Annotated in this window: 17 protein-coding genes; 4 read left to right on the plus strand and 13 right to left on the minus strand. The window is 64.5% G+C overall.

What is annotated here, in order from left to right; all coding sequences use genetic code 11:
• Positions 1-2: 2 nt before the first annotated feature.
• Positions 3-1,031, plus strand: coding sequence for an AraC family transcriptional regulator (locus tag CAY82_RS17125; protein ID WP_087502279.1), 1,029 nt, complete (start codon positions 3-5; stop codon positions 1,029-1,031).
• A 263-nt stretch (positions 1,032-1,294) separates the two neighbouring features.
• Here CAY82_RS17125 and CAY82_RS17130 read toward each other — a convergent pair whose 3' ends face one another.
• From CAY82_RS17130 to CAY82_RS17160, 7 genes are all read right to left on the minus strand, one after another.
• Positions 1,295-2,311 (minus strand): YeiH family protein, encoded by a 1,017-nt coding sequence (locus CAY82_RS17130; protein ID WP_087502280.1) that lies wholly within the window; start codon positions 2,309-2,311, stop codon positions 1,295-1,297.
• Complete coding sequence (locus CAY82_RS17135) at positions 2,308-2,634, minus strand: Rieske 2Fe-2S domain-containing protein (RefSeq protein WP_087502281.1); 327 nt, start codon at positions 2,632-2,634, stop codon at positions 2,308-2,310. Before CAY82_RS17135 ends, CAY82_RS17130 begins: the two co-directional genes overlap by 4 nt.
• The gene (locus CAY82_RS17140; RefSeq protein WP_087502282.1) at positions 2,631-3,284 is read right to left on the minus strand and encodes a DsbA family protein; all 654 of its coding nucleotides are present in this window, start codon (positions 3,282-3,284) and stop codon (positions 2,631-2,633) included. The genes CAY82_RS17135 and CAY82_RS17140 overlap by 4 nt, the downstream gene beginning before the upstream one ends.
• Positions 3,281-4,597 (minus strand): MFS transporter, encoded by a 1,317-nt coding sequence (locus CAY82_RS17145; RefSeq protein WP_087502283.1) that lies wholly within the window; start codon positions 4,595-4,597, stop codon positions 3,281-3,283. Before CAY82_RS17145 ends, CAY82_RS17140 begins: the two co-directional genes overlap by 4 nt.
• Positions 4,598-4,739: 142 nt before the next feature.
• On the minus strand, positions 4,740-5,792 hold the full coding sequence (locus CAY82_RS17150; protein WP_087502284.1) for a 3-keto-5-aminohexanoate cleavage protein: 1,053 nt from the start codon (positions 5,790-5,792) through the stop codon (positions 4,740-4,742).
• Between the two features lie 54 nt (positions 5,793-5,846).
• Complete coding sequence (locus tag CAY82_RS17155; RefSeq protein ID WP_087502285.1) at positions 5,847-6,695, minus strand: TauD/TfdA family dioxygenase; 849 nt, start codon at positions 6,693-6,695, stop codon at positions 5,847-5,849.
• A 13-nt stretch (positions 6,696-6,708) separates the two neighbouring features.
• Entirely contained in the window at positions 6,709-7,689 is a 981-nt protein-coding gene (locus CAY82_RS17160; protein WP_087502286.1) for a quinone oxidoreductase, read from the minus strand.
• A gap of 228 nt (positions 7,690-7,917) precedes the next feature.
• Here CAY82_RS17160 and CAY82_RS17165 point away from each other — a divergent pair, with 228 nt between their 5' ends.
• Complete coding sequence (locus tag CAY82_RS17165) at positions 7,918-8,124, plus strand: hypothetical protein (protein WP_087502287.1); 207 nt, start codon at positions 7,918-7,920, stop codon at positions 8,122-8,124.
• Positions 8,125-8,388: 264 nt separating this feature from the next.
• Complete coding sequence (gene osmE, locus CAY82_RS17170; RefSeq protein WP_087502288.1) at positions 8,389-8,745, plus strand: osmotically-inducible lipoprotein OsmE; 357 nt, start codon at positions 8,389-8,391, stop codon at positions 8,743-8,745.
• Between the two features lies 1 nt (position 8,746).
• Here the strand turns inward: osmE and CAY82_RS17175 are convergent, their stop codons facing one another.
• Positions 8,747-9,106, minus strand: coding sequence for a hypothetical protein (locus CAY82_RS17175; RefSeq protein WP_087502289.1), 360 nt, complete (start codon positions 9,104-9,106; stop codon positions 8,747-8,749).
• A gap of 134 nt (positions 9,107-9,240) precedes the next feature.
• Here CAY82_RS17175 and CAY82_RS17180 point away from each other — a divergent pair, with 134 nt between their 5' ends.
• The gene (locus CAY82_RS17180) at positions 9,241-9,438 is read left to right on the plus strand and encodes a hypothetical protein (RefSeq protein ID WP_087502303.1); all 198 of its coding nucleotides are present in this window, start codon (positions 9,241-9,243) and stop codon (positions 9,436-9,438) included.
• A gap of 77 nt (positions 9,439-9,515) precedes the next feature.
• Here CAY82_RS17180 and CAY82_RS17185 read toward each other — a convergent pair whose 3' ends face one another.
• From CAY82_RS17185 to CAY82_RS17205, 5 genes are all read right to left on the minus strand, one after another.
• A complete protein-coding gene (locus CAY82_RS17185; RefSeq protein WP_087502290.1) occupies positions 9,516-9,938 on the minus strand; it encodes an anti-virulence regulator CigR family protein in 423 nt (140 codons plus the stop codon).
• Between the two features lie 250 nt (positions 9,939-10,188).
• Positions 10,189-11,376: an HlyD family efflux transporter periplasmic adaptor subunit gene (locus CAY82_RS17190; protein ID WP_087502291.1), complete on the minus strand. Its 1,188-nt coding sequence runs from the start codon at positions 11,374-11,376 to the stop codon at positions 10,189-10,191.
• Positions 11,366-13,528: a type I secretion system permease/ATPase gene (locus CAY82_RS17195; protein ID WP_087502292.1), complete on the minus strand. Its 2,163-nt coding sequence runs from the start codon at positions 13,526-13,528 to the stop codon at positions 11,366-11,368. Before CAY82_RS17195 ends, CAY82_RS17190 begins: the two co-directional genes overlap by 11 nt.
• Positions 13,518-14,789 carry a TolC family protein gene (locus CAY82_RS17200; RefSeq protein WP_087502293.1) on the minus strand — a complete coding sequence of 424 codons (1,272 nt, stop codon included), beginning with the start codon at positions 14,787-14,789 and terminating at the stop codon, positions 13,518-13,520. Before CAY82_RS17200 ends, CAY82_RS17195 begins: the two co-directional genes overlap by 11 nt.
• A partial coding sequence (locus CAY82_RS17205) for an Ig-like domain-containing protein (RefSeq protein WP_256576296.1) occupies positions 14,789-18,450 on the minus strand: 3,662 nt, incomplete at its 5' end. The genes CAY82_RS17205 and CAY82_RS17200, both read right to left, overlap by 1 nt.

The following is an 18,450-nucleotide window of genomic DNA, read 5'->3' on the forward strand; positions in this document are numbered from 1 at the left end:
AAATGCCTGCCCTAGTCCGTGCCGCCAGCTTGACCAATTACCTTGAGGTGTCCCGCCACCTGGGCCTCAATCCCCATGCGCTGTTGGCACAGGTTGGCCTCAGCGCCGCCTTGCTCGATGACCCCAACCGGCGTATCCCGGTTGCCAGCGTCATCACCTTGCTGGAAGCCTCTGCCAGCGCCACCCGTTGCGAAAGCTTCGGCCTGCGCATGGCCGAGTTGCGGCAACTGTCGGACTTCGGCGAAATCAGCCTGCTGCTCAGCCACCAACGCACCCTGCGTGATGCACTGCAGGTGATCGTGCAGTACCGTCACCTGCTCAATGACGCCCTGGCCATTCATATCGAGGAAGCTGGCAAGACCGTGGTCATTCGCGAGGAGGTGATCAACGAGCGCGCGCCCTGCAGCCGCCAGGCCACCGAGCTGGCCATCGGCGTGATGATGCGCCTGTGCGCGGCGCTGCTAGGTGCCCACTGGCACCCGATCAGCGCCAACTTCACCCACGCGCCTCCCGCCGACCTGGCCACCCATCGACGCATTTTCGGCTGTACGCTGGTGTTCGGCAGCGAGTTCAATGGCATCGTCTGCCCAGCCGCCGATCTGGATAGCACCAGCCCGCAGGCCAATGAAGCCATGGCGCGCCTGGCGCAGCGCTATCTGGACAGCCTGCCGGCGGGCGGCACGCCGTCCCTGGAGCTGGAGTTGCGCAAGACCATCTACCTGCTGCTCCCCATGGGCCGCGCCACCATAGAGCAGGTGGCACAGACCCAGGGCATGAACGTGCGCACCCTGCAGCGGCGCCTGGAAGAAAGCGGGTTGACCTTCAAGGACCTGATCAACAGCGTGCGCCGTGACCTGGTGATGCGCTACCTGGAAAACCCCGGCTATTCGCTGGGGCGTATCGCCGACATGCTGGGCTATTCGATGCCCAGTTCGTTCACCCGCTGGTTCATCGCCCAGTTCGGCATGCCGCCGGCCAGTTGGCGGGCACAGAATTTTGATCAGATTGCGTCAGGGCCGCCAGGCGCCTGAGCTTAGATTTGCGGTGCCTGTGAGATCGAGCGCCGCCCGCGCGGCGCTTCGCAGCACAAGGCTGCTCCCACATCTGTTTCAGGCCAATTATTCCTGAGACACAGGCGCGCGACCCCTTGGCGTCCATCCCGATATTGTGACAGGCAAACAAAGGCGGTCGCGTGCGCTGGGACAGGCGTGACTGGCCTGAAACAGATGTGGGAGCAGCCTTGTGCTGCGAAGCGCCGCGCGGGCGGCGCTCGATCTCTCAGGCGCCATAAATCTCAAGCCGAACCCACCCAACGCATCAACGCCAACACCAAAATCACGAGAAATACGCTCTCCCCCACCATCAGCGCGATGGGTTTCAACCCGACCGAGGCCAGCGCCTTGAGTTGGGTTTTCATGCCCAGGGCACTGATCGCCACCACCAGACAACCACGTGACAGGTCGTTGATGCCGCCCTGCACAGCGGCGGACACCCACCCTGTGCTGTTGATGCACGCCAGCAGCAGGAAGCCGACTGCGAACCATGGCAGCAAGGGCGGCCGCTGCCCACCGGCCTCGAGGCCCTGGCGCCGGGTAATCATGGCCGCGCAGACAATGACCGGCAACAGCATGGCCACCCGCATCAGTTTGACCACCGTGGCAATGTCACCGGTCTCGGTGGACATGCTGTAGCCCGCCCCTACCACCTGCGCCACGTCATGGATGGTCGCACCGAGGAAGACCCCGGCCTGCGCTGGCGACAGGTGCAGCCACTGGGCAATCATCGGGTAAAGTATCATCGCCAGGGTCGACAGCGCCGATACGCCGATCACGGTGAACAGCGTGGCATGCTCCTTGCGCGGGTGCTGAGGCAAGGCGGCGGCCAGCGCCAGCGCCGCCGAAGCACCGCAAATGGCCGTGGCACCACCAGTGAGCATACCGAACAACCGTGAAAACCCCAGCGCCTTGGCCACCACCACGGAGACCAGGATTGTCACCACCACCAGGGTCATGACCAAGGCCACGGGCTTCCACCCCAGGCTGGCGATCTGGTCCAGGGTAATACGCATGCCAAGCAGCGCCACTCCCAGGCGCAGTACCGTGCGAGCGGTGAATTCAATACCAGCCTTGCACGGGCCGTCGACTGCGAGAAAGTTCAACGCCATCCCCAGCAGCAGGGCAAACAGCATGACCGGCGCCGCGTAATGCTCGCTGAGGAAACTGGCGGCCGCGCCGACGATAAGGCTGACCACCACCCCCGGGGCGAGGGTGCGGATACGCTGATGGGTAGTGCCGAGTGCCAGTGTGATCATTGCCCCGCTTCCTCACTGTCAAACACGATATAGACCTGCCCGCCCTGCTGCTCGACCGGGTAGCTGGCAACCTTCAAGGCCCTGGAATTGACCAGGTAGCCGCTGGCCAGGTCAAAGCGCAAGCCATGCGCGCAGCACTGGATGACACGGCCCTCCAGCCGCCCGCCGCACAGCGACGCCCCCTGGTGCGGGCAGCTGTCTTCGATGGCATAGAGCGAGTCGGCAACGTTGAACAGCGCCACGCTGCGCCCTTCACAGGCCAACAGCACGCGGCCATTGCGTTCCGGCACCTGATGGGGGGCCAATGCGATACGCCGGCTCATGCCCGTTCAACCTCCTGCAGCGCTTCGATCATGGCGGCAAAAAGCACCTCGGCAGGCTGGGCCCCTGCAATGAGCGCCCCCTGATTGAAGCGGAAACGCGGCACGGCACTGCCTGCGCGCCCTGCCCCGTCGAGGAACGGGCTGCCGTCGTCACGCAGGCAGTCGACGACCTGTGCGGCCTCCAGCCCGCGACGCTGGGCGATGTCGAGCAAGGTGCGGCTATCTCCCAGGTCGCGGCTCTGATGGAAATAGGCAATGAACAGCTGTGCCAGCAAAGCTTCCAGTTGCGATGCATCGACCAGCCCGGTGGCCCGTTGCAGCAGCCGGTGGGCATTGCCGGTGTTTGGCATGCGGCGAATACGCGAGAAGTCGATGTCCTCGCCTACTACACGGGCGGCGGCGCGTACTTGGGCCTGGCGCTCGCGCACCGCCTCCTCGCTGCCCAGGCGTTGCAGATAGAAGGCATGGAATGGCAGGCCACTGGCTGGCAAGCCTGGCAACAACTGCACACCTCGCCATTGCAGTTGTACTTGTACTTGGGGCTGTTCGCGCTGCAACAGCAACAAGGCGGCCTGCAGGTGCCGCTGGCCAATCAGGCACCACGGGCAGACGAAATCGAAGAACACTTCGACGGACAACAGCTGTTTCACGACTTCAACTCCCGGGGTGCGCCGGCAGCGTTATGTGCCGGTGTATGCAGACGCTCCATGTCACGGTGGTAATGACGTTTGGCAAGGAAAAACACGGCCGCCGCGCCGATGCTCATCAGCGGCACCAGCTGGAAGGCGGCATGCAGGCCGATCAGGTCGGAAACGCGCCCGGTGACCAGCGGCCCGGTGGCCAGGCCCAACAGGTTATTGGCCAGGGTCAGGGTAGCGAACGCGGTACCGTGCACCGAGGCGTGGGTGAGATTGGCAACCATGGCACTGGATGGGCCGTTGGTGCCGGCGGCAATCATCATGCCCAGGCAAATCAGCACCAGTTGCGTGGGGCCGGCAGGCAGTGCGAAAGCGAGCGATAACAGCACGCAACTGCCCAGGCAGTAGGCGATGGCAAGGCTGATCTTGCGGTCCGGGCGCTGCCGCCCGAGGCGGTCGCAGAGTATGGCGCAGAGGATCATGCCGATACCGCTGCACAGTACGATGACTGCGGCAATTGCCCCGGCGCGGTCGGTGCCCATTGCGTAATAGCGGTTCAGGTAGCTGGGCATCCATACGATCACGGTGCCGCCGACGAACAGCTGCAGCCCGCTACCGACGTAGGCCGCGATGACCGAACGGCTGTTGTACAGGGTGCGCAGCGGGCGGCTGGCCTTGCCTTGCATCTGCTGCGCGCATCGAGGCGCAATACGCGCCTCCTTGACGATCAGCGGGTACAGCATAGCCAGCACCAGGCCGAACAATGCCATGCCGGCGAATGCCCAGCGCCAGCCCAGATGCTGGGCCAATACACCGCCCAGGGCCATGCCCAGCACCGAGCCGAACATGCCACCGGCCATGAACGCCCCGGCCAGGGTCGAGCGCATGTCGCGGGGGAACACGGCGACCACCACGGCGATGCCGACGCTGCCGTAGGCAGCTTCGCCCACCCCGACCAGAAACCGCGCGATGAACATTTGCGGGTAGTTTTCCGCCAGGGCGCAGCCGAGGGTGGCCAGGCTCCACAGCACCGCCATCAGCACCAGGCTTCGCACCCGGCCGAAGCGGTCGGCCAGCAGCGACAGCGGAAAGGTCAGCAGGCCGACCATCAGCGCGACGATACCGCTGAGCAAGCCGAGCTGGCTGTCGCTCAATGCCCACTCGCCCTTGAGCAGCGGGAACACCGCGTTGAGCACCTGGCGCGACATGTAGTCGGAGATCAACAGGCCAAAGGTCAGGGCGAAGACCACCCAGGCATAGCGCCGGGGGACGCTGTGGGCGGTGTCGGTGCCGGAATGTTCGGCACTGGCGAGGTAGGTGGCCATGTTGCCTCCTTGGGTGTGGGGCGTGAGGTTGTTCTTGTTGTTATGAACTACTGCAAAACCTTGCTCGGTCGATGTGGGAGCGCCCTTTCGCGACACAAGGCCGCTCCCACAAAAAACATCAGGACCGTGGCACCCTGCTGCATCAGCCGCGCTGCGGCACGCCCTTGTGGCCCGCCTGGCGATTCGGCGCCATGCCGTTGGCCTTCAAGGTCTGCTCGATGCTGTCGTACTGCTGCCCGATGCGGTAGATGGCGCGTGCTTCCTTGCCGCTGGCAATTTCGCGGCCCAGCTCGTGGGCCACGCGCACGGTCTGCCGGATCTGCTGCACCGAGGTAAAGCGCTTGCCATGCTGGTCGATGATGGTGTCTTCGTTGCCGCAGCGCGGGTGCAGGCCCATGGCCAGGGCCATGGTGTTGAACGGCAGCACGTTCTTCAGCAACGATTCGGCGGTCAGGGTACAACCGTCCGGCGCGCGGTGGATGAAGTTGAAGAAGTTGAACGGGTTGGGGCCGTCGAAGCCGCCGCCGATGCCGATCCAGGTCAGGTTCAGCGGGCCCATGTAGTCACCGCGGCGGACGATGCGCTCGAGCGTCTCCAGGGCATGCATGCCGGTCAGCTGGAAATGCGGCTGGATGTTGCTGGCCTGCAGGCGGCGCAGGTGCTCGCGGACCCAGGCCGGGCCGGCCGGCACGGTCATCTCGCTGTAGGCGGCATGAATCGCCGGGCTGGCCAACGAGGTGCCTTCCAGGTACTCGGGGTACAGCAGCTCCATGATGTTCATCTGGGTGGTATTGATGGCCACGGTCACCTGGTCGGGGCGCGGCGTCAGCTCGGCGAGCATGTGCCGGGTGTCGTCCGACAGCCACTTGGCCGCCTCGCCTTCGCTTTCCGGGGCGAAGGAAATCGACCCGCCAACCTGAATGATCATGTCCGGCACCGCTTCGCGCACCCCGGCAATCAGCTCGTTGAACTTGGACAGGCGCTTGGAGCCTTTGCCGTCCAGCTCACGCACATGCAGGTGCAGTACGGTGGCGCCAGCCTCATAGCAGTCGACGGCCTTCTGCACCTGCTCGTCCATGGTCAGGGGTATGTCTTCAGGGAAGTCTTCGGGCATCCACTCCGGGCCATAGGGGGCCACGGTGATCACCACCTTTTCCATGTTTTCCGGGTGCAACGAATCGTCGAAGAATTGCATGCTGTAGTCCTCGCTATTGTTATTGTGCGGATGCCGCCAGCGACGGCGACGAACTCAGAACGTGGGGCCGCCCTTGATCCCCGCGCGCTCCATCTTGCGGTGGCACGGCGGGTAGTCCATGACGGCGTAGTGCTGGGTGCTACGGTTGTCCCAGATCGCCACGCTGTTGGGCTTCCAGCGCCAGCGCACCTGGTACTCAGGCAGGTACGCCTGGCTGATCAGGTAGCGCAGCAGGTCGCTGGCACCGGGGTTGGCGTCCTGGCCGAAGCGCACCCGCTGCGGGGTGTGGTAGTTGCTGAAATGGGTAGTGAAGGCGTTGACGAACAGCACCTGCTCGCCGGTTTCCGGGTGGGTGCGCACCACCGGGTGCTCGGCATCGGGGAACTGCGCCTTCAGCGCCAGGCGCTTTTCCAGCGGCATGGCCGCACCAAAGCTGGCCTCGATGCTGTGGCGGGCGCGCAGGCCTTCGATCCTGGCCTTCACATCGCCTGGCAGGTTTTCATAGGCCAGCACCATGTTCGCCCACATCGTGTCGCCGCCCACTGGCGGGCATTCGATGCAGCGCAGCACACAGCCCATCGGCGGGGACTCGCGCCAGGTGGCGTCGGTGTGCCAGGCATTTTCATAGCGGTCGTTGGGTTGGTCCGGGCGTTTGTAGATCTGCACCAGACCCGGATGCTCCGGGTCGCTGCCGGCCACCGGGTGGTCCTCCAGGTCGCCGAAGCGGCGGGCGAAAGCCACGTGTTCGGCGCGGCTGAAGTGCTGGTCGCGCAGGAACAGCACACGGTGCCGGAGCAACTGCGCGCGCAACTGGGCGAACAGGTCGTCGTCGTGGATCGCGTCGGCCAGGTTGACCCCACTTACCTCGGCACCGATCGCGCAGGTCAGTTGTTCGATGTGCATGCTGTTGCCCTCTTCAGATGACGAAGATCGACGAGCCGGTGGTCTTGCGAGCTTCCAGGTCACGGTGGGCCTGGACGGCATCCTGCAGCGCGTAGTGCTGGTTGATCTCGATACGGATACGCCCGCTGCTGACGTGATCGAACAGCTCGCCAGCCAGGTCAGCCTTTTCTGCCGGGTCGGCGATGAAGTCGGCCAACGCCGGGCGGGTGAGCTGCAGCGAGCCCTTGATCGCCAGCAACTGCGGGTCGAACGGCGGTATGGTGCCCGATGCCGTGCCGACGCAAACCATCAGGCCACGGCGCTTGAGCGAATCAAGCGAGCCCATGAAGGTATTCTTGCCAACGCTGTCGAACACCACATTCACCCCCACCCCGTCGGTCAACTCACGCACGCGCGTGGCCACGTCCTCGACGCTGTAGTTGATGATGTCGTTGCAACCATGGGCGCGAGCTACTTCGGCCTTGGCCTCGGTCGACACTGTGCCGATCACGTTCAGCCCCAACAGCCGTGCCCACTGCGCGACTATCAAGCCAACCCCGCCAGCAGCAGCATGCAGCAGCACGCTGTCGCCGGGTTTGAAATCATGGAGCCGACGCAGCAAGTAGGCAGAGGTCAGGCCGCGCATGGTCATCGCGGCGGCGGTTTCGAAGGCGATGGTATCCGGCAACTTGATCAGCGCAGCGGCGGGGATCAGGCGCTCAGTGCAATAAGCGCCCAGGGTGTTGAGGAAACCGGTGTAGGTGACCCGGTCACCGACCGCCACCTGGGTCACGCCCTCGCCCACCGCCTCTACCACTCCGGCAGCTTCCACGCCGATGCCGTTGGGCAGCGGGATCGGGTAGGTGCCGTTGCGAAAATAGGTATCGGCGTAGTTCAGGCCCACCGCCACCTGGCGCAAGCGCACCTGCCCAGGGCCGGGCTCGCCGACCTCGGCGTCCTCGTAGCGCAGCACCTCGGGGCCACCGGTCTGATGGAAACGTACGACTTTGGACATGCTTGTCTCTCCAATCATCGATCTGGACGCATGGCGTCAGTTCTGGGTGATTGGACTGTATGCCCTTGGTGTGCGGGGTGCTTCGCATCGGACGACAGCGGGTTTTCATTTGATGACAGGACGGTGTCCACCTGCCGTTCAAGAAAACCATGTTTTATTCATGAGTCTCCTTGATGCTTATCCATGGCCAGACTAATACTTAAATCTCTGCCTGGGGAGGCACGAAACATGCAACCAAGATTCGTTATCGTTCCCGCTGTGCCGATCGAAAAGGAGTCGTTCCGCGTGGGTAGCCGCTATTACGCTGCTACCGTTTGTGGGGGATTCGACATTTACGACAACCAAGCGAAGGAGCGGCTCAAGCCCAGTTATCCAAGCAGGACGGATGCGCAGGTGCAGTGCGAGCAGCTGAACAAGCGCGGTGATCTAGGCTGATAGAGCAAGCAATTGCCTTGCTCGAACCCTGTGGGAGATCGCCCAGCCTTTCGGGTTGCGCTGTCATGTAGAGAACTGAGTTCGCAAGCGGTACGCGTACCCTGTGGGAGCGGCTTTAGCCGCGAAGAATCCAACGCGCTGCATGGCACCGGCTGCGCCGGTGTTCGCGGCTAACGCCGCTCCCACAGGGGGTCAAGTGTTCGTGATCTCGCCCTGCTGCCAACCGGCAATCAGGCGATTGGCATCCTCTACCGGAGCACTGCCATGAACAAACCCTTTTACGCACTGATCTTTGCACTGACAGCGCTTTCTGCCTGCTCGTCCGACTCCGCGCTGTACCACGACCATCCGCTGGTGGCGAAAGTCGCCAACGGCATGAGCAGAGACCAGGTCATCCAGGTCGGCGGCAAGCCCGATGCCGAGACCGAGCGCACCGTGGTGCCAGGCACCTGCTTCGACTACATGCTGGCCAAGGCCGACAACCGGCAACCCTACAGCGTCAGCTTCGACGGCACCGGCAAAGTGGACAATACCGCCTTCATGACCTGCGCCGAGTGGAGCAATGCCCAACGCAGGGCCCGCCTGCCCAGCATGGGCGGCTCAAGCGGTTCGGGTTACTGATTCAGTCCAGGCATTCCTTGGCAGCCTGGCGCAACTTGTCGCCCGACAGGAAGCTGCCCTTGTAGAAAGTCGCGCGGCTGCCCTCGCGGTAATCGACTACGTCCAGCACATCATCGGATGCCACGGCACTGGGCGCCGTCAGCCGGTAGCCGTGGGCGATCGACTTCTGCGTGGCCTGTGGTGCCAGCGCTTGCCATTTGGGCAGTACGCAGGCGGCGTACTGCTGGGGCGATTTGTGGGTCAGTTTACTGGCAGTGGGTTTACCAGGGGTGGCGCAGCCTGCAAGGCTGGAGACCAGCACAGAGGCAAGAAAGATACGAAAGGTAGGCATTTGCAATTGGCCATCAAGGATACGCTGTATTTTAACGAGGGTTGTGTTGGCTTACCAATCAACCAAAGTCTTGCTGCACTGGCCATACCTGATATTTCTGCCAGTAGCATGGATGAGTGAAGGCTGGGAAAGTGTATGTGCCAATCGCCTTCGGAGCACAGACCATGCAAAAGAACATCAGCACCCACTTCTTCTATCAGAATGGAAAACTCGTAACCCTGAAGGCAGGGGAACAAGACGTCAGCATCTTTCGTACAGCAGATATGCCACTCGCCGAAAAGCCAACGAAAAGCTCGCAGCCCAGCGGCTTGCTGGTGACGGATGACAAGGGGTCAGTGCTACAAGTGCAGGAAAACACCTGATAAAGCCTGAGCCTGGCTCTATTACCCAGACTGCACCGACAGGCTGAATGGCGCCCCTGACGTTGGGCTTCACAGCATCAATCCAGCGCGCCGTTCAGCACTTCGTAGATGATCCCCGTAGCGACTGCCACCAGGATCAGGTCCGCACCCGCCTGCATCCATTCATAGCCATCATAATGAGGGAGCTGCCGCAGCAGCCGGCCATCCAGCTTCTTGGCGATACCGGGCGGCAGTGGTTTGCCACGGGCCAGGTTCTTCTGAATGCCGGGGGGCAACGCCGGCCCTGCGCTCCAGTAGCCGCGGTGCCCGTCAAGAATGCCAAGCACATCGCCACGGTTTATCGACGGGCCACCATACGAGGCCCCGTGACCTTGACCATGCTGGCCCTTGTCCTTGCCGTGGCCCTGCCCTTTACCATTACCCGGGTCGGCATAAGTGAGCGCAGGCCCCACTGCCAGCGCGATCGAGGTAGCGATAACTGCCCATCGACGCTTTGCCATATCTGTTTCCTTACACGAGAGACGTCCCAGCACTGTAGACCAAAACCCGGTTCAGGGTGAGAGCCCCCACCTTCGGGTCAGGGTTTGGCCCCCCGATAGAGCACGATGGCCGCCACATCAAGGGCCAGCACGGCAACGGCGAAGAGGAACATGACATACAGATCTTCTGTAAACATTGCCTTATCCCCAAATGTACAAGTTTACAGGGATACAGCAATTCCCGTTCCAACGCCTCGCTGTACACTGCCGCTCAGTAGAGACGGGCCTTGATCAACGGGCGCAGCAAGTAATTGAGCACGCTGCGCTTGCCGCTGAGGATATCCACCTCGGCAACCATACCGGGGATAATCGGCAGCACCTCCTCGCCGCGCTTGAGCTGGCTACCGTCAGTGCGGATCAGTACCTGGTAATACGACTCCTTGCCGTGGGGCGTGTCCTCCTCGATGGTGTCGGCGCTGATCTGCTCCAGGGTACCCTTGAGGTCGCCATAAATGCTGAAGTCGTAGGCGGTGATCTTCACCTTGGCCGGCATGCCCGGCACCAGGAAGGCCACGTCACGCGGCTTGATCCTGGCCTCTACCAGCAGGCGGTCCTCCACCGGAATCACTTCCATGATCGCCTCGCCGGGCTGGATCACCCCGCCACGGGTATTGATCAGCACGGTGTTGACCCTCCCCCGCACCGGCGAAACGATCCCGGTACGGCGCAACTGGTCCTGGCGCTGCTGGACAATCGGCTCCAGCGCACTGAGGTCGGCCTTGCGCTGTGAGCGCTCGGTGTAGGCGTCCTGGAAATAACTGCTCTTCAGCTCGGTCAGCTTGCCGTTGAGGGTAGCGATGTCCTGGCTCAGCCGCAGCGCCTCCATCTGGCTCACCGCACGCTTGGCCACCAGCGGGCGGACCAGGTCCAGCTGGCTCTGGGCCAGGCTGATCTGCCGCTGGATCGCCTGGCTACCTTCGAGCAGCTTGTCCCGCCGCGACTTGAACAGCTCGCGCTCGGAACGCGCCAGCGGCCCTTGCGGATCGATGTCCGGCGGGAACTCGATGGCCGCCTTGCCCAGCACCTCGGCGTCCAGCCGGGCGATGGCCGCCCGCAGCACGCCGGCCTGGTTGGCCGATTCCTGGAAATTGGTGAGAAAGCGCGTCTCGTCGAGGCGCAGCAGTGGCTGGCCCACCTCCACCAGGTCGCCTTCCTGCACCAGCAGACGGTCGAGAATTCCCCCTTCCAGACTCTGGATCTTCTGGATGCGGCTGAACGGCACCACACGCCCGTCGCCACGAGTCACCTCATCGAGTTCCGCCCAGGCGGCCCAGGCGACGAACAGCACGACGCTGCCGAGCAGGGTCCAGAGCAGCGGACGATAGACCGGGTGAGTGGTCGCCAGCAGGGGATCGGCCATTTGCCGGCGCAGTTGTACGGAGCACTTTTCAACTGACATGGCCAGCTCCTTCGGCGACCTGCGGCGCCTGCACCTGGTTGCCCAGCACCACCTGGTTCAGCGGGCCGTCCATGATCACCTGGCCGTTGCGCAGCACCACCGCGCGGTCCACCAGCGCCAACACGCTTTTCTTGTGGGTGGTGATGATCAGGGTGCGCCGGCCGAGCCACTTCTGCAGGTAGTCGATAACCTGTTTCTCGCTGTTCTGGTCGAAGGCCGCGGTCGGCTCGTCGAGCAGCAAGATCGGCGGGTCTTGTAGCAGTACCCGGGCCAGCCCCACCGCCTGGCGCTGGCCACCCGAGAGGCTGGCATTGCCCAGGATCGGCATGTCCAGGCCCAGCGGGTGGGCGCGTACGAAAGTGCCCAGTCCCACGCCATCGAGGGCTTCCAGTAGCTCCTCGTCGCCCAGCGCGGCATTCGCCAGGTTGAGGTTTTCGCGCAGGCTGCCGTGGAACAGCGCCACATCCTGCGGCAAGTAGCCGATTCCGCGCTGGCGGTCGGCCGGGTCGAGCTGGCTCAGGGCGATGTCGTCCAGCATCAACCGGCCGGATTGTGCGTCAAGCAGGCCACTGAGCAACCGCAGCAGGGTCGACTTGCCTGCGCCGTTGCCGCCGAGCAGTGCCACTCGCTCGCCTGCCTGGATGCTCAGCGCCTGCACGTCGACCACCGGCGGGCTGTCGCCGTGGGCCAGGCGCAGCGCCTCCAGGCGGTAATGCCCGTGGAGCCGCTCGCGGTGCACGAAGCGCTTGCCGGCGGGGCGCTCCTGCTCGGCCGACATGAGTTGGTCGAGGCCCTCCAGCGCCACCTTGGTGTGCTGCCAGCGGCCGAGGATAGCGGCTGCCTGGGACAGGGGGGCGATGGCCCGCGAGGCAAGGATCGAACAGGCCACCAGGGCACCGACAGTCATCGCTCCGTCGCTTATCCGGTAGACGCCGAACACCACCACCCCGACGTAGCACAGCTGCTGGACGATGCTCGCCGAGTAGCTGAGCGTCGAGGCCAGGGCATGGGTCTTCATCGCGGTACCGGCCAGTTCCCCGGTGAGCGTCTCCCACTGCTGCCGGCAACGGCCTTCGGCACGTGCGGCCTTGACCGTTTCCAGGTGCTCGAAGGCTTCCAGCAGCACGCTATTCTTCATCGCCCCCTCGCGCAGGTTCTGCCGCGACAGGTGCCCCAACAGGCGCTGGGTCAGCAGCCCCGGCAGGAGCATCAACACACAGGCCACCAGCGGAACCCAGACCACATGGCCACCGATCACCGCGATGATCAACAGGAAGATCACCACGAACGGCAGGTCGCTGATCAGCGCGGCGCTGGACGAAGTGAAGAACTCGCGGACCGACTCGAACTCACGTACCTGGGTGCTGAACGCGCCCATCGACGCCGGTTTGGCGGCGATCCGGGTGCTCAGCACACGAGCGAACAGCAGGCTGGACAATTGCAGGTCGAGGCGCTTGCCGAGTACGTTGAGCAGGTGCCCGCGCAGGATCCGTAATACCCCGTCGATGATGATTGCCAGGGCCACGCCGCTGGCGAGTATCCATAGGGTATCGAAGGCCGCGTTGGGCACCACGCGGTCGTACACCTGCATGGCGAACAACGCCGAGGCAACAGCCAGTACGTTGGCCACCAGGGCCGCCGCCGTGACTTCCGCATAGGAACGCCAGAGCCGCTTGAGCGGCCCGAAGAACCAGTGCTCCGGTAGGCCGCTGGCGTAGTCGCCGACCCGCCCGTCGGAACGGTAGCGGCACTTGGCGAACACCGCCGTGCCGCTGTAAAGCGCCTCCAGAGCGGGCAGCGCCATGCACTCACGGCCACCGTCGCTTTGTGGCACCAGTACCTCGCATTGCTCACCTTCGATACCAACCAGCAGCAGGCTGCGGCCATCGCCGAGCACCAGCAGGGCCGGCAGCAAGTAGGCGTCCATGTGCCGCAACGGCAGTTCAGCAACCCTGGCAATGATATCGGCGCGGCGCAACGCGCGGGCAACCAGGCGCAGCGGCAGGTGTCCATGCTCCAGTGCCAGGCCGTCGACCAGCTCGGCGTCGCCCAGCGGCCGGCCCAATTGCCGACACAGCAGCAGTAGGCCCTGGCGTAGCGGGTCGTCGTGGTTCAGGGGTACGACATTGTCCGGGGATTGTTCAACTTCCATGATTCAACCGATTCTCCAATAGTGCCCCCAACAGGCCGACCTGCGCGGCCGCCCGATACTCGATGCGCTTGCGCTCGATATGCAGATTGATCAATTGCCGCTCGGCCTCGAACCGCTCGCGCTGGACATTCAGCAAATCGATCACGTCGCGTCGGCCGACCTCGAACTGCTCGCGATACAACTCGCCGACCTGTTCCGACTCCGTCACTTGCTGGCTCAACGATTGCTCCCGCCAACGCAGCGTGTCACCGTTGTCGAAGAGCGTCTGCAATTGCCTGCGGATGTCACGCTGCATCGCATCGGCCGTCCATCGCGCCGACTCCAGACGCTGCTGCGCAGCGGTCGGCCGACGGAAGTTGGAAAGCCCCTGGAAGGTATCCATGCGAAAGCGCAGTGACATCACCGAGTCGCTTTCCGGGCGACCGCCGATCTCCCGGCGTAGGGCGGAGGCCTCCAGGTTCAACTGCGGCAGCAGCGAAGCCTTGGCCTCGCGCACTTGCGCCTCGGCGACATTGGCGTCCTCCACCGCCTTGCGTTGCAACGGCGACTCGCGGATCACCCGCGCCATGTCGCTGGCAGCCAGGTAGCGCTGCAGCGACATCGGCTCAGGCTCCACCAGTTCGGAAGGTTCCTGGCCAACCAGGATCGCGTACTGGTTGCGCGCGTCCTGCAGGTTGCCCTTCTCCAGCGACAGCTGCTCCTGGGCACGCGCCAGTTCGAGGTTGGCGCGGTCCAGTTCGCTGCGGTCGGCGTAACCGTCGCTGCCGCGCGCCTGGGTCATCTCGCGGATGCCGTCGAGGCGCTGGATGTGCTGGCGCACCGTCTCCACCCGGCGCTCCGAGGCAAGCACGTCGAGGTAGGTCTCGACAATATCCAGCGCCGCATCGTCGCGCGCCACCAGCACCGCTTCGGACAGCTTGCGCCGGGTTGCGTTGGCGCTGTCGACCTTGCTCGTCACCCTACCCCAGTCATACAGCATCTGCGATACGGTGACGTCGTAGACGACCTCGCCGACGTCGAACTCCTGCGGCCCCCCGGACATGGCGACGGAGGGATAATAGCCACCCTTGGCGATCTCCACCTCGGTGCCCGCACGATCCGCGTCGGCCATCGCCGAACGCACCTCGGGGTGGATCGCCAGCCCCGCCCTCACCGCCTGGTCGAGAGGGATGGCCGGGGCGGACAACGGCAACCCGAGGCACAGGAACCACAGGGCTCCCATGCCACGGCGCCTTCCCTTGAGCACGGACAGGCCGCGCATCAGACCACGACCTGTACCGTGTTGTCCTCGATCAGCAAGGTACTGCTGCCAAAGTTGTAGACATCGTAAGTGATGCCGTTGACCTGCTGGGTGGTCCCGGTGTTCACGGCCCCCACCACGTTGAGGGTGTCGTTGTTCTCGCCGGTGATCTGCAGGATGTTGTTGGCATCGGTGATGGCATCGACCTCCGCCGCGGTCAGGGTCAACACGCTCCCCGAGTCACCCTTGCCAAGGTCGATACGCTCGATATTGGAGAGCGTGCCGACGCCGACGGCGTTGTAGTCGAGGTCGATGCCGTCGGCCAGGATCAGGGTGTCGAAACCCGCGCCGCCGTCGATGCTGGTGAAGTTGGTCGCGGTGATCTGGATGGCGTCGTTGCCGTCGCCGGCCACTACATGATCGCCGGTCCCCACGTTGAAGATCAGGTCGTTGCCATCGCCTCCGTTGATGTGCTCCGAACTGCCGTTCGCCCCGGACATGACATCGTCCCCGGCGGTGCCGTTGACGTCGATCTGGCCGATGTTCACCGACAGCCCGTTGGGGGCCAGGGTGATGCCGTAGGCCGCGCTGTCGTTGCCGTTGGTGTCGGTGGCGACGACGTTGAACGAGATCTGCGAACCGAGGTTGAGGATATCGGTAATGTTCAGCCCCAACTGGGTAAGGACGGTCGGGCTCAGCAGGTTCAGCGAGAAGTTGCCGGAGCTGTCCGCCTGGATCGGCAGTAGCTCGACATTCAGCGCCGGGGTGATGACACGGATCACCACGCTGGAGTCCGGTTCGGTGGTGCCGCTGAACCCGAACCGTGGGCTCAGCGGGTTGAGGCTGGCATCGACACCGAAGTTGCCGATGGTAACTGGCTGCTCGATGCTGGTACCGACCCCAATGGTTGCCACGTTGCTCGGGTTGCCCGCCGGATCCCTACCGGTCACCGAAACCTGGGCGTTGAGCAACTGGTCCAGGGTAAGGTCAATGTCCAGGTCGGTGAGCAGGTTCAGCGAGGCCAACCCGCTGTTGTCCGCAGTCACCGTGGCGGTGGCGGTGACCCCGCCGACGTCCACGGCGACCGTCAGTTCGGTTCCCGGATCGGTGGAGATGGTCAGGATGCTACCCACCAGCGACAACACCGGAGTCGCGGGGGGGATGGTGTCGACGGTGAATGGCACCGGGGTCGACGCAGTACCGCCGTTGATATCAGCGGTGACGGTCGAGGCGCCTTCCGGGAACGGCCCCATGCCATCGCCAGGAGGAATGGTCACGGTGACATTGCCGGCCAGGATGTCACCAGCGGTGATGGTGTGGGTGGCCTGCGTCTCGTAGCCGTTCTGCCCGGCGAACGCGACGGTGATCACTTGGCCGACCTGCATGGTCGGACGGATCACCACATCGACCTGGATGCCGTCGCTGATCTCGGCAGCGTTGATCCAGGTATCGGCGGCCTCCGGAACGCTGATGGTCGGCGGCGCCAGGTCCGGCGCGTTGATCGTTGCCGGGCCACTGAGGTTGCCGGCAGCGTCCACGGAGACCCCGGCGATCAGCTCGCCTGTGATCAGCGGTGGCGCGAACGGCAGGCTGAAGTTGCCGCTGCCATCGACATTCACCGTAATCGGGTTGGCGGTATCGCCGTCAATCACGATGCGCACCTGGCTGTTCGGCTCGGCGGTACCGGTCAGCAGAGCACCGTCGGCACTAATGCTCAACAGCGGCGCCGACGGCGCCACCGAGTCGACGGTAGTACTGGCCGGGCCGCTACTGTTGCCGGCGGCGTCCTCGGCCACGGCATTGACCACCGTACCGTTGGCCAGCGGCGTCGCAGGCGTGAAGGCCCAGTTGCCGCTGCCGTCGGCAGTCGTCTCGCCGATCGGGTTGCCGCTGCCGTCGGTAAGGATCACCTTGGCTCCGGCTTCAGCAGTACCACTGATCACCGCCCCGTTGCTCGGGTTGATGATTGGCGCAGGCGGCGCGATGGCGTCGACGGTGACGCTGGTCGGCCCGCTGGTATTGCCGGCCGGGTCCTGGGCCACGGCGTTGACCACCGTGCCGTTGGCCAGCGGTGTGCCCGGGGTGAAGCTCCAGTCGCCGTTGCCGTCGGCGGTCGTCTCGCCGATCGGATTGCCGCTGCCATCGGTGAGGATCACCTTGGCTCCGGCTTCGGCGGTGCCGTTGATTTCGCTGCCGTTGCTCGGCTCGACCACTGGCGCGGCCGGGGCCACCGAGTCCACCGTGGTGGTGGCCTGCGGACCGGTATTGCCGGTCGGGTCGGTCGCGGTGGCGTTCACCACGGTGCCGTTGGCCAACGGCGTGCCGGGGGTGAAACTCCAGTTGCCGCTGCCGTCGGCGGTGATCTGGCCGATCGGGTTACCACTGCCATCGGTCAGGGTCACGGTGGCGCCCGCTTCAGCCGTACCGCTGATGGTCACGCCGTTGCTCGGATTGATGATTGGTGCAGCCGGCGCGCTGGCGTCGACGGTGACCGTCGCTGCCGGGCCGGTGTTGCCGGCCGGGTCGCTTGCCGTGACATTGACCACTGTACCATTGGGCAGCGGCGTGGCTGGGGTGAAGCTCCAGTTGCCGCTACCGTCGGCGATGACTTCGCCAATCGGATTACCACTGCCATCGGTGAGGGTCACCGTGCTGTTCGGCTCGGCGGTACCGCTGAGGCTGCTGCCGTCGCTCAGGTTGATGATCGGTGCGGCTGGGGCGATGGCGTCAACAGTGACGCTGCTCGGCCCGCTGGTATTGCCGGCCGGGTCCTGGGCCACGGCGTTGACCACCGTGCCGTTGGCCAGCGGCGTCGCGGGCGTGAACGACCAGTTGCCACTGCCGTCGGCGGTCGTCTCGCCGATCGGGTTGCCGCTGCCATCGGTGAGGATCACCTTGGCTCCGGCTTCGGCGGTACCACTGATCTCGCTGCCGTTGCTCGGGTCGATCGTGGGCTGGCCGGGTGCGACCGTATCCACCGTGGTGCTGACCGGGCCGCTGGTATTGCCGGCGGCGTCCTCGGCCACGGCATTGACCACTGTGCCGTTGCCCAGCGGCGTCGCAGGTGTGAAGGCCCAGTTGCCACTGCCATCGGCGGTCGTCTCGCCGATCGGGTTGCCGCTGCCGTCGGTGAGGATCACCTTGGCTCCGGCTTCAGCAGTACCACTGATCACGACCCCGTTGCTCGGGTTGATGACCGGTGCAGGCGGGGCGACAGCGTCAACGGTGACGCTGGTCGGCCCGCTGGTATTGCCGGCGGCGTCCTGGGCCGCGGCATTAACCACCGTACCGTTGGCCAGCGGCGTCGCAGGCGTGAAGGCCCAGTTGCCGCTGCCGTCGGCAGTCGTCTCGCCGATCGGGTTGCCGCTGCCGTCGGTAAGGATCACCTTGGCTCCGGCTTCAGCAGTACCACTGATCACCGCCCCGTTGCTCGGGTTGATGATTGGCGCAGGCGGCGCGATGGCGTCGACGGTGACGCTGGTCGGCCCGCTGGTATTGCCGGCCGGGTCCTGGGCCACGGCGTTGATCACCGTGCCGTTGGCCAGCGGCGTCGCTGGCGTGAACGACCAGTTGCCACTGCCGTCGGCGGTTGTCTGGCCTATCGGGTTGCCGCCGCCGTCGGTGAGGATGACCGTCGCGCCAGCTTCAGCAGTACCACTGATTTCCGTGCCATTGCTCGGCT

The sequence above is a fragment of the Pseudomonas sp. SID14000 genome (assembly GCF_002165135.1).
Taxonomy (GTDB): Bacteria; Pseudomonadota; Gammaproteobacteria; order Pseudomonadales; family Pseudomonadaceae; genus Aquipseudomonas.

Bases quoted from the DNA above. Each gene is read 5' to 3' on its own strand.
- CAY82_RS17125 (WP_087502279.1), top strand. From the start codon at position 3: ATGCCTGCCCTAGTCCGTGCCGCCAGCTTGACCAATTACCTTGAGGTG.
- CAY82_RS17130 (WP_087502280.1), bottom strand. From the start codon at position 2,311: ATGATCACACTGGCACTCGGCACTACCCATCAGCGTATCCGCACCCTC.
- CAY82_RS17135 (WP_087502281.1), bottom strand. From the start codon at position 2,634: ATGAGCCGGCGTATCGCATTGGCCCCCCATCAGGTGCCGGAACGCAAT.
- CAY82_RS17145 (WP_087502283.1), bottom strand. From the start codon at position 4,597: ATGGCCACCTACCTCGCCAGTGCCGAACATTCCGGCACCGACACCGCC.
- CAY82_RS17150 (WP_087502284.1), bottom strand. From the start codon at position 5,792: ATGCAATTCTTCGACGATTCGTTGCACCCGGAAAACATGGAAAAGGTG.
- CAY82_RS17155 (WP_087502285.1), bottom strand. From the start codon at position 6,695: ATGCACATCGAACAACTGACCTGCGCGATCGGTGCCGAGGTAAGTGGG.
- CAY82_RS17160 (WP_087502286.1), bottom strand. From the start codon at position 7,689: ATGTCCAAAGTCGTACGTTTCCATCAGACCGGTGGCCCCGAGGTGCTG.
- CAY82_RS17165 (WP_087502287.1), top strand. From the start codon at position 7,918: ATGCAACCAAGATTCGTTATCGTTCCCGCTGTGCCGATCGAAAAGGAG.
- osmE (WP_087502288.1), top strand. From the start codon at position 8,389: ATGAACAAACCCTTTTACGCACTGATCTTTGCACTGACAGCGCTTTCT.
- CAY82_RS17180 (WP_087502303.1), top strand. From the start codon at position 9,241: ATGCAAAAGAACATCAGCACCCACTTCTTCTATCAGAATGGAAAACTC.
- CAY82_RS17185 (WP_087502290.1), bottom strand. From the start codon at position 9,938: ATGGCAAAGCGTCGATGGGCAGTTATCGCTACCTCGATCGCGCTGGCA.
- CAY82_RS17190 (WP_087502291.1), bottom strand. From the start codon at position 11,376: ATGTCAGTTGAAAAGTGCTCCGTACAACTGCGCCGGCAAATGGCCGAT.
- CAY82_RS17195 (WP_087502292.1), bottom strand. From the start codon at position 13,528: ATGGAAGTTGAACAATCCCCGGACAATGTCGTACCCCTGAACCACGAC.
- CAY82_RS17200 (WP_087502293.1), bottom strand. From the start codon at position 14,789: ATGCGCGGCCTGTCCGTGCTCAAGGGAAGGCGCCGTGGCATGGGAGCC.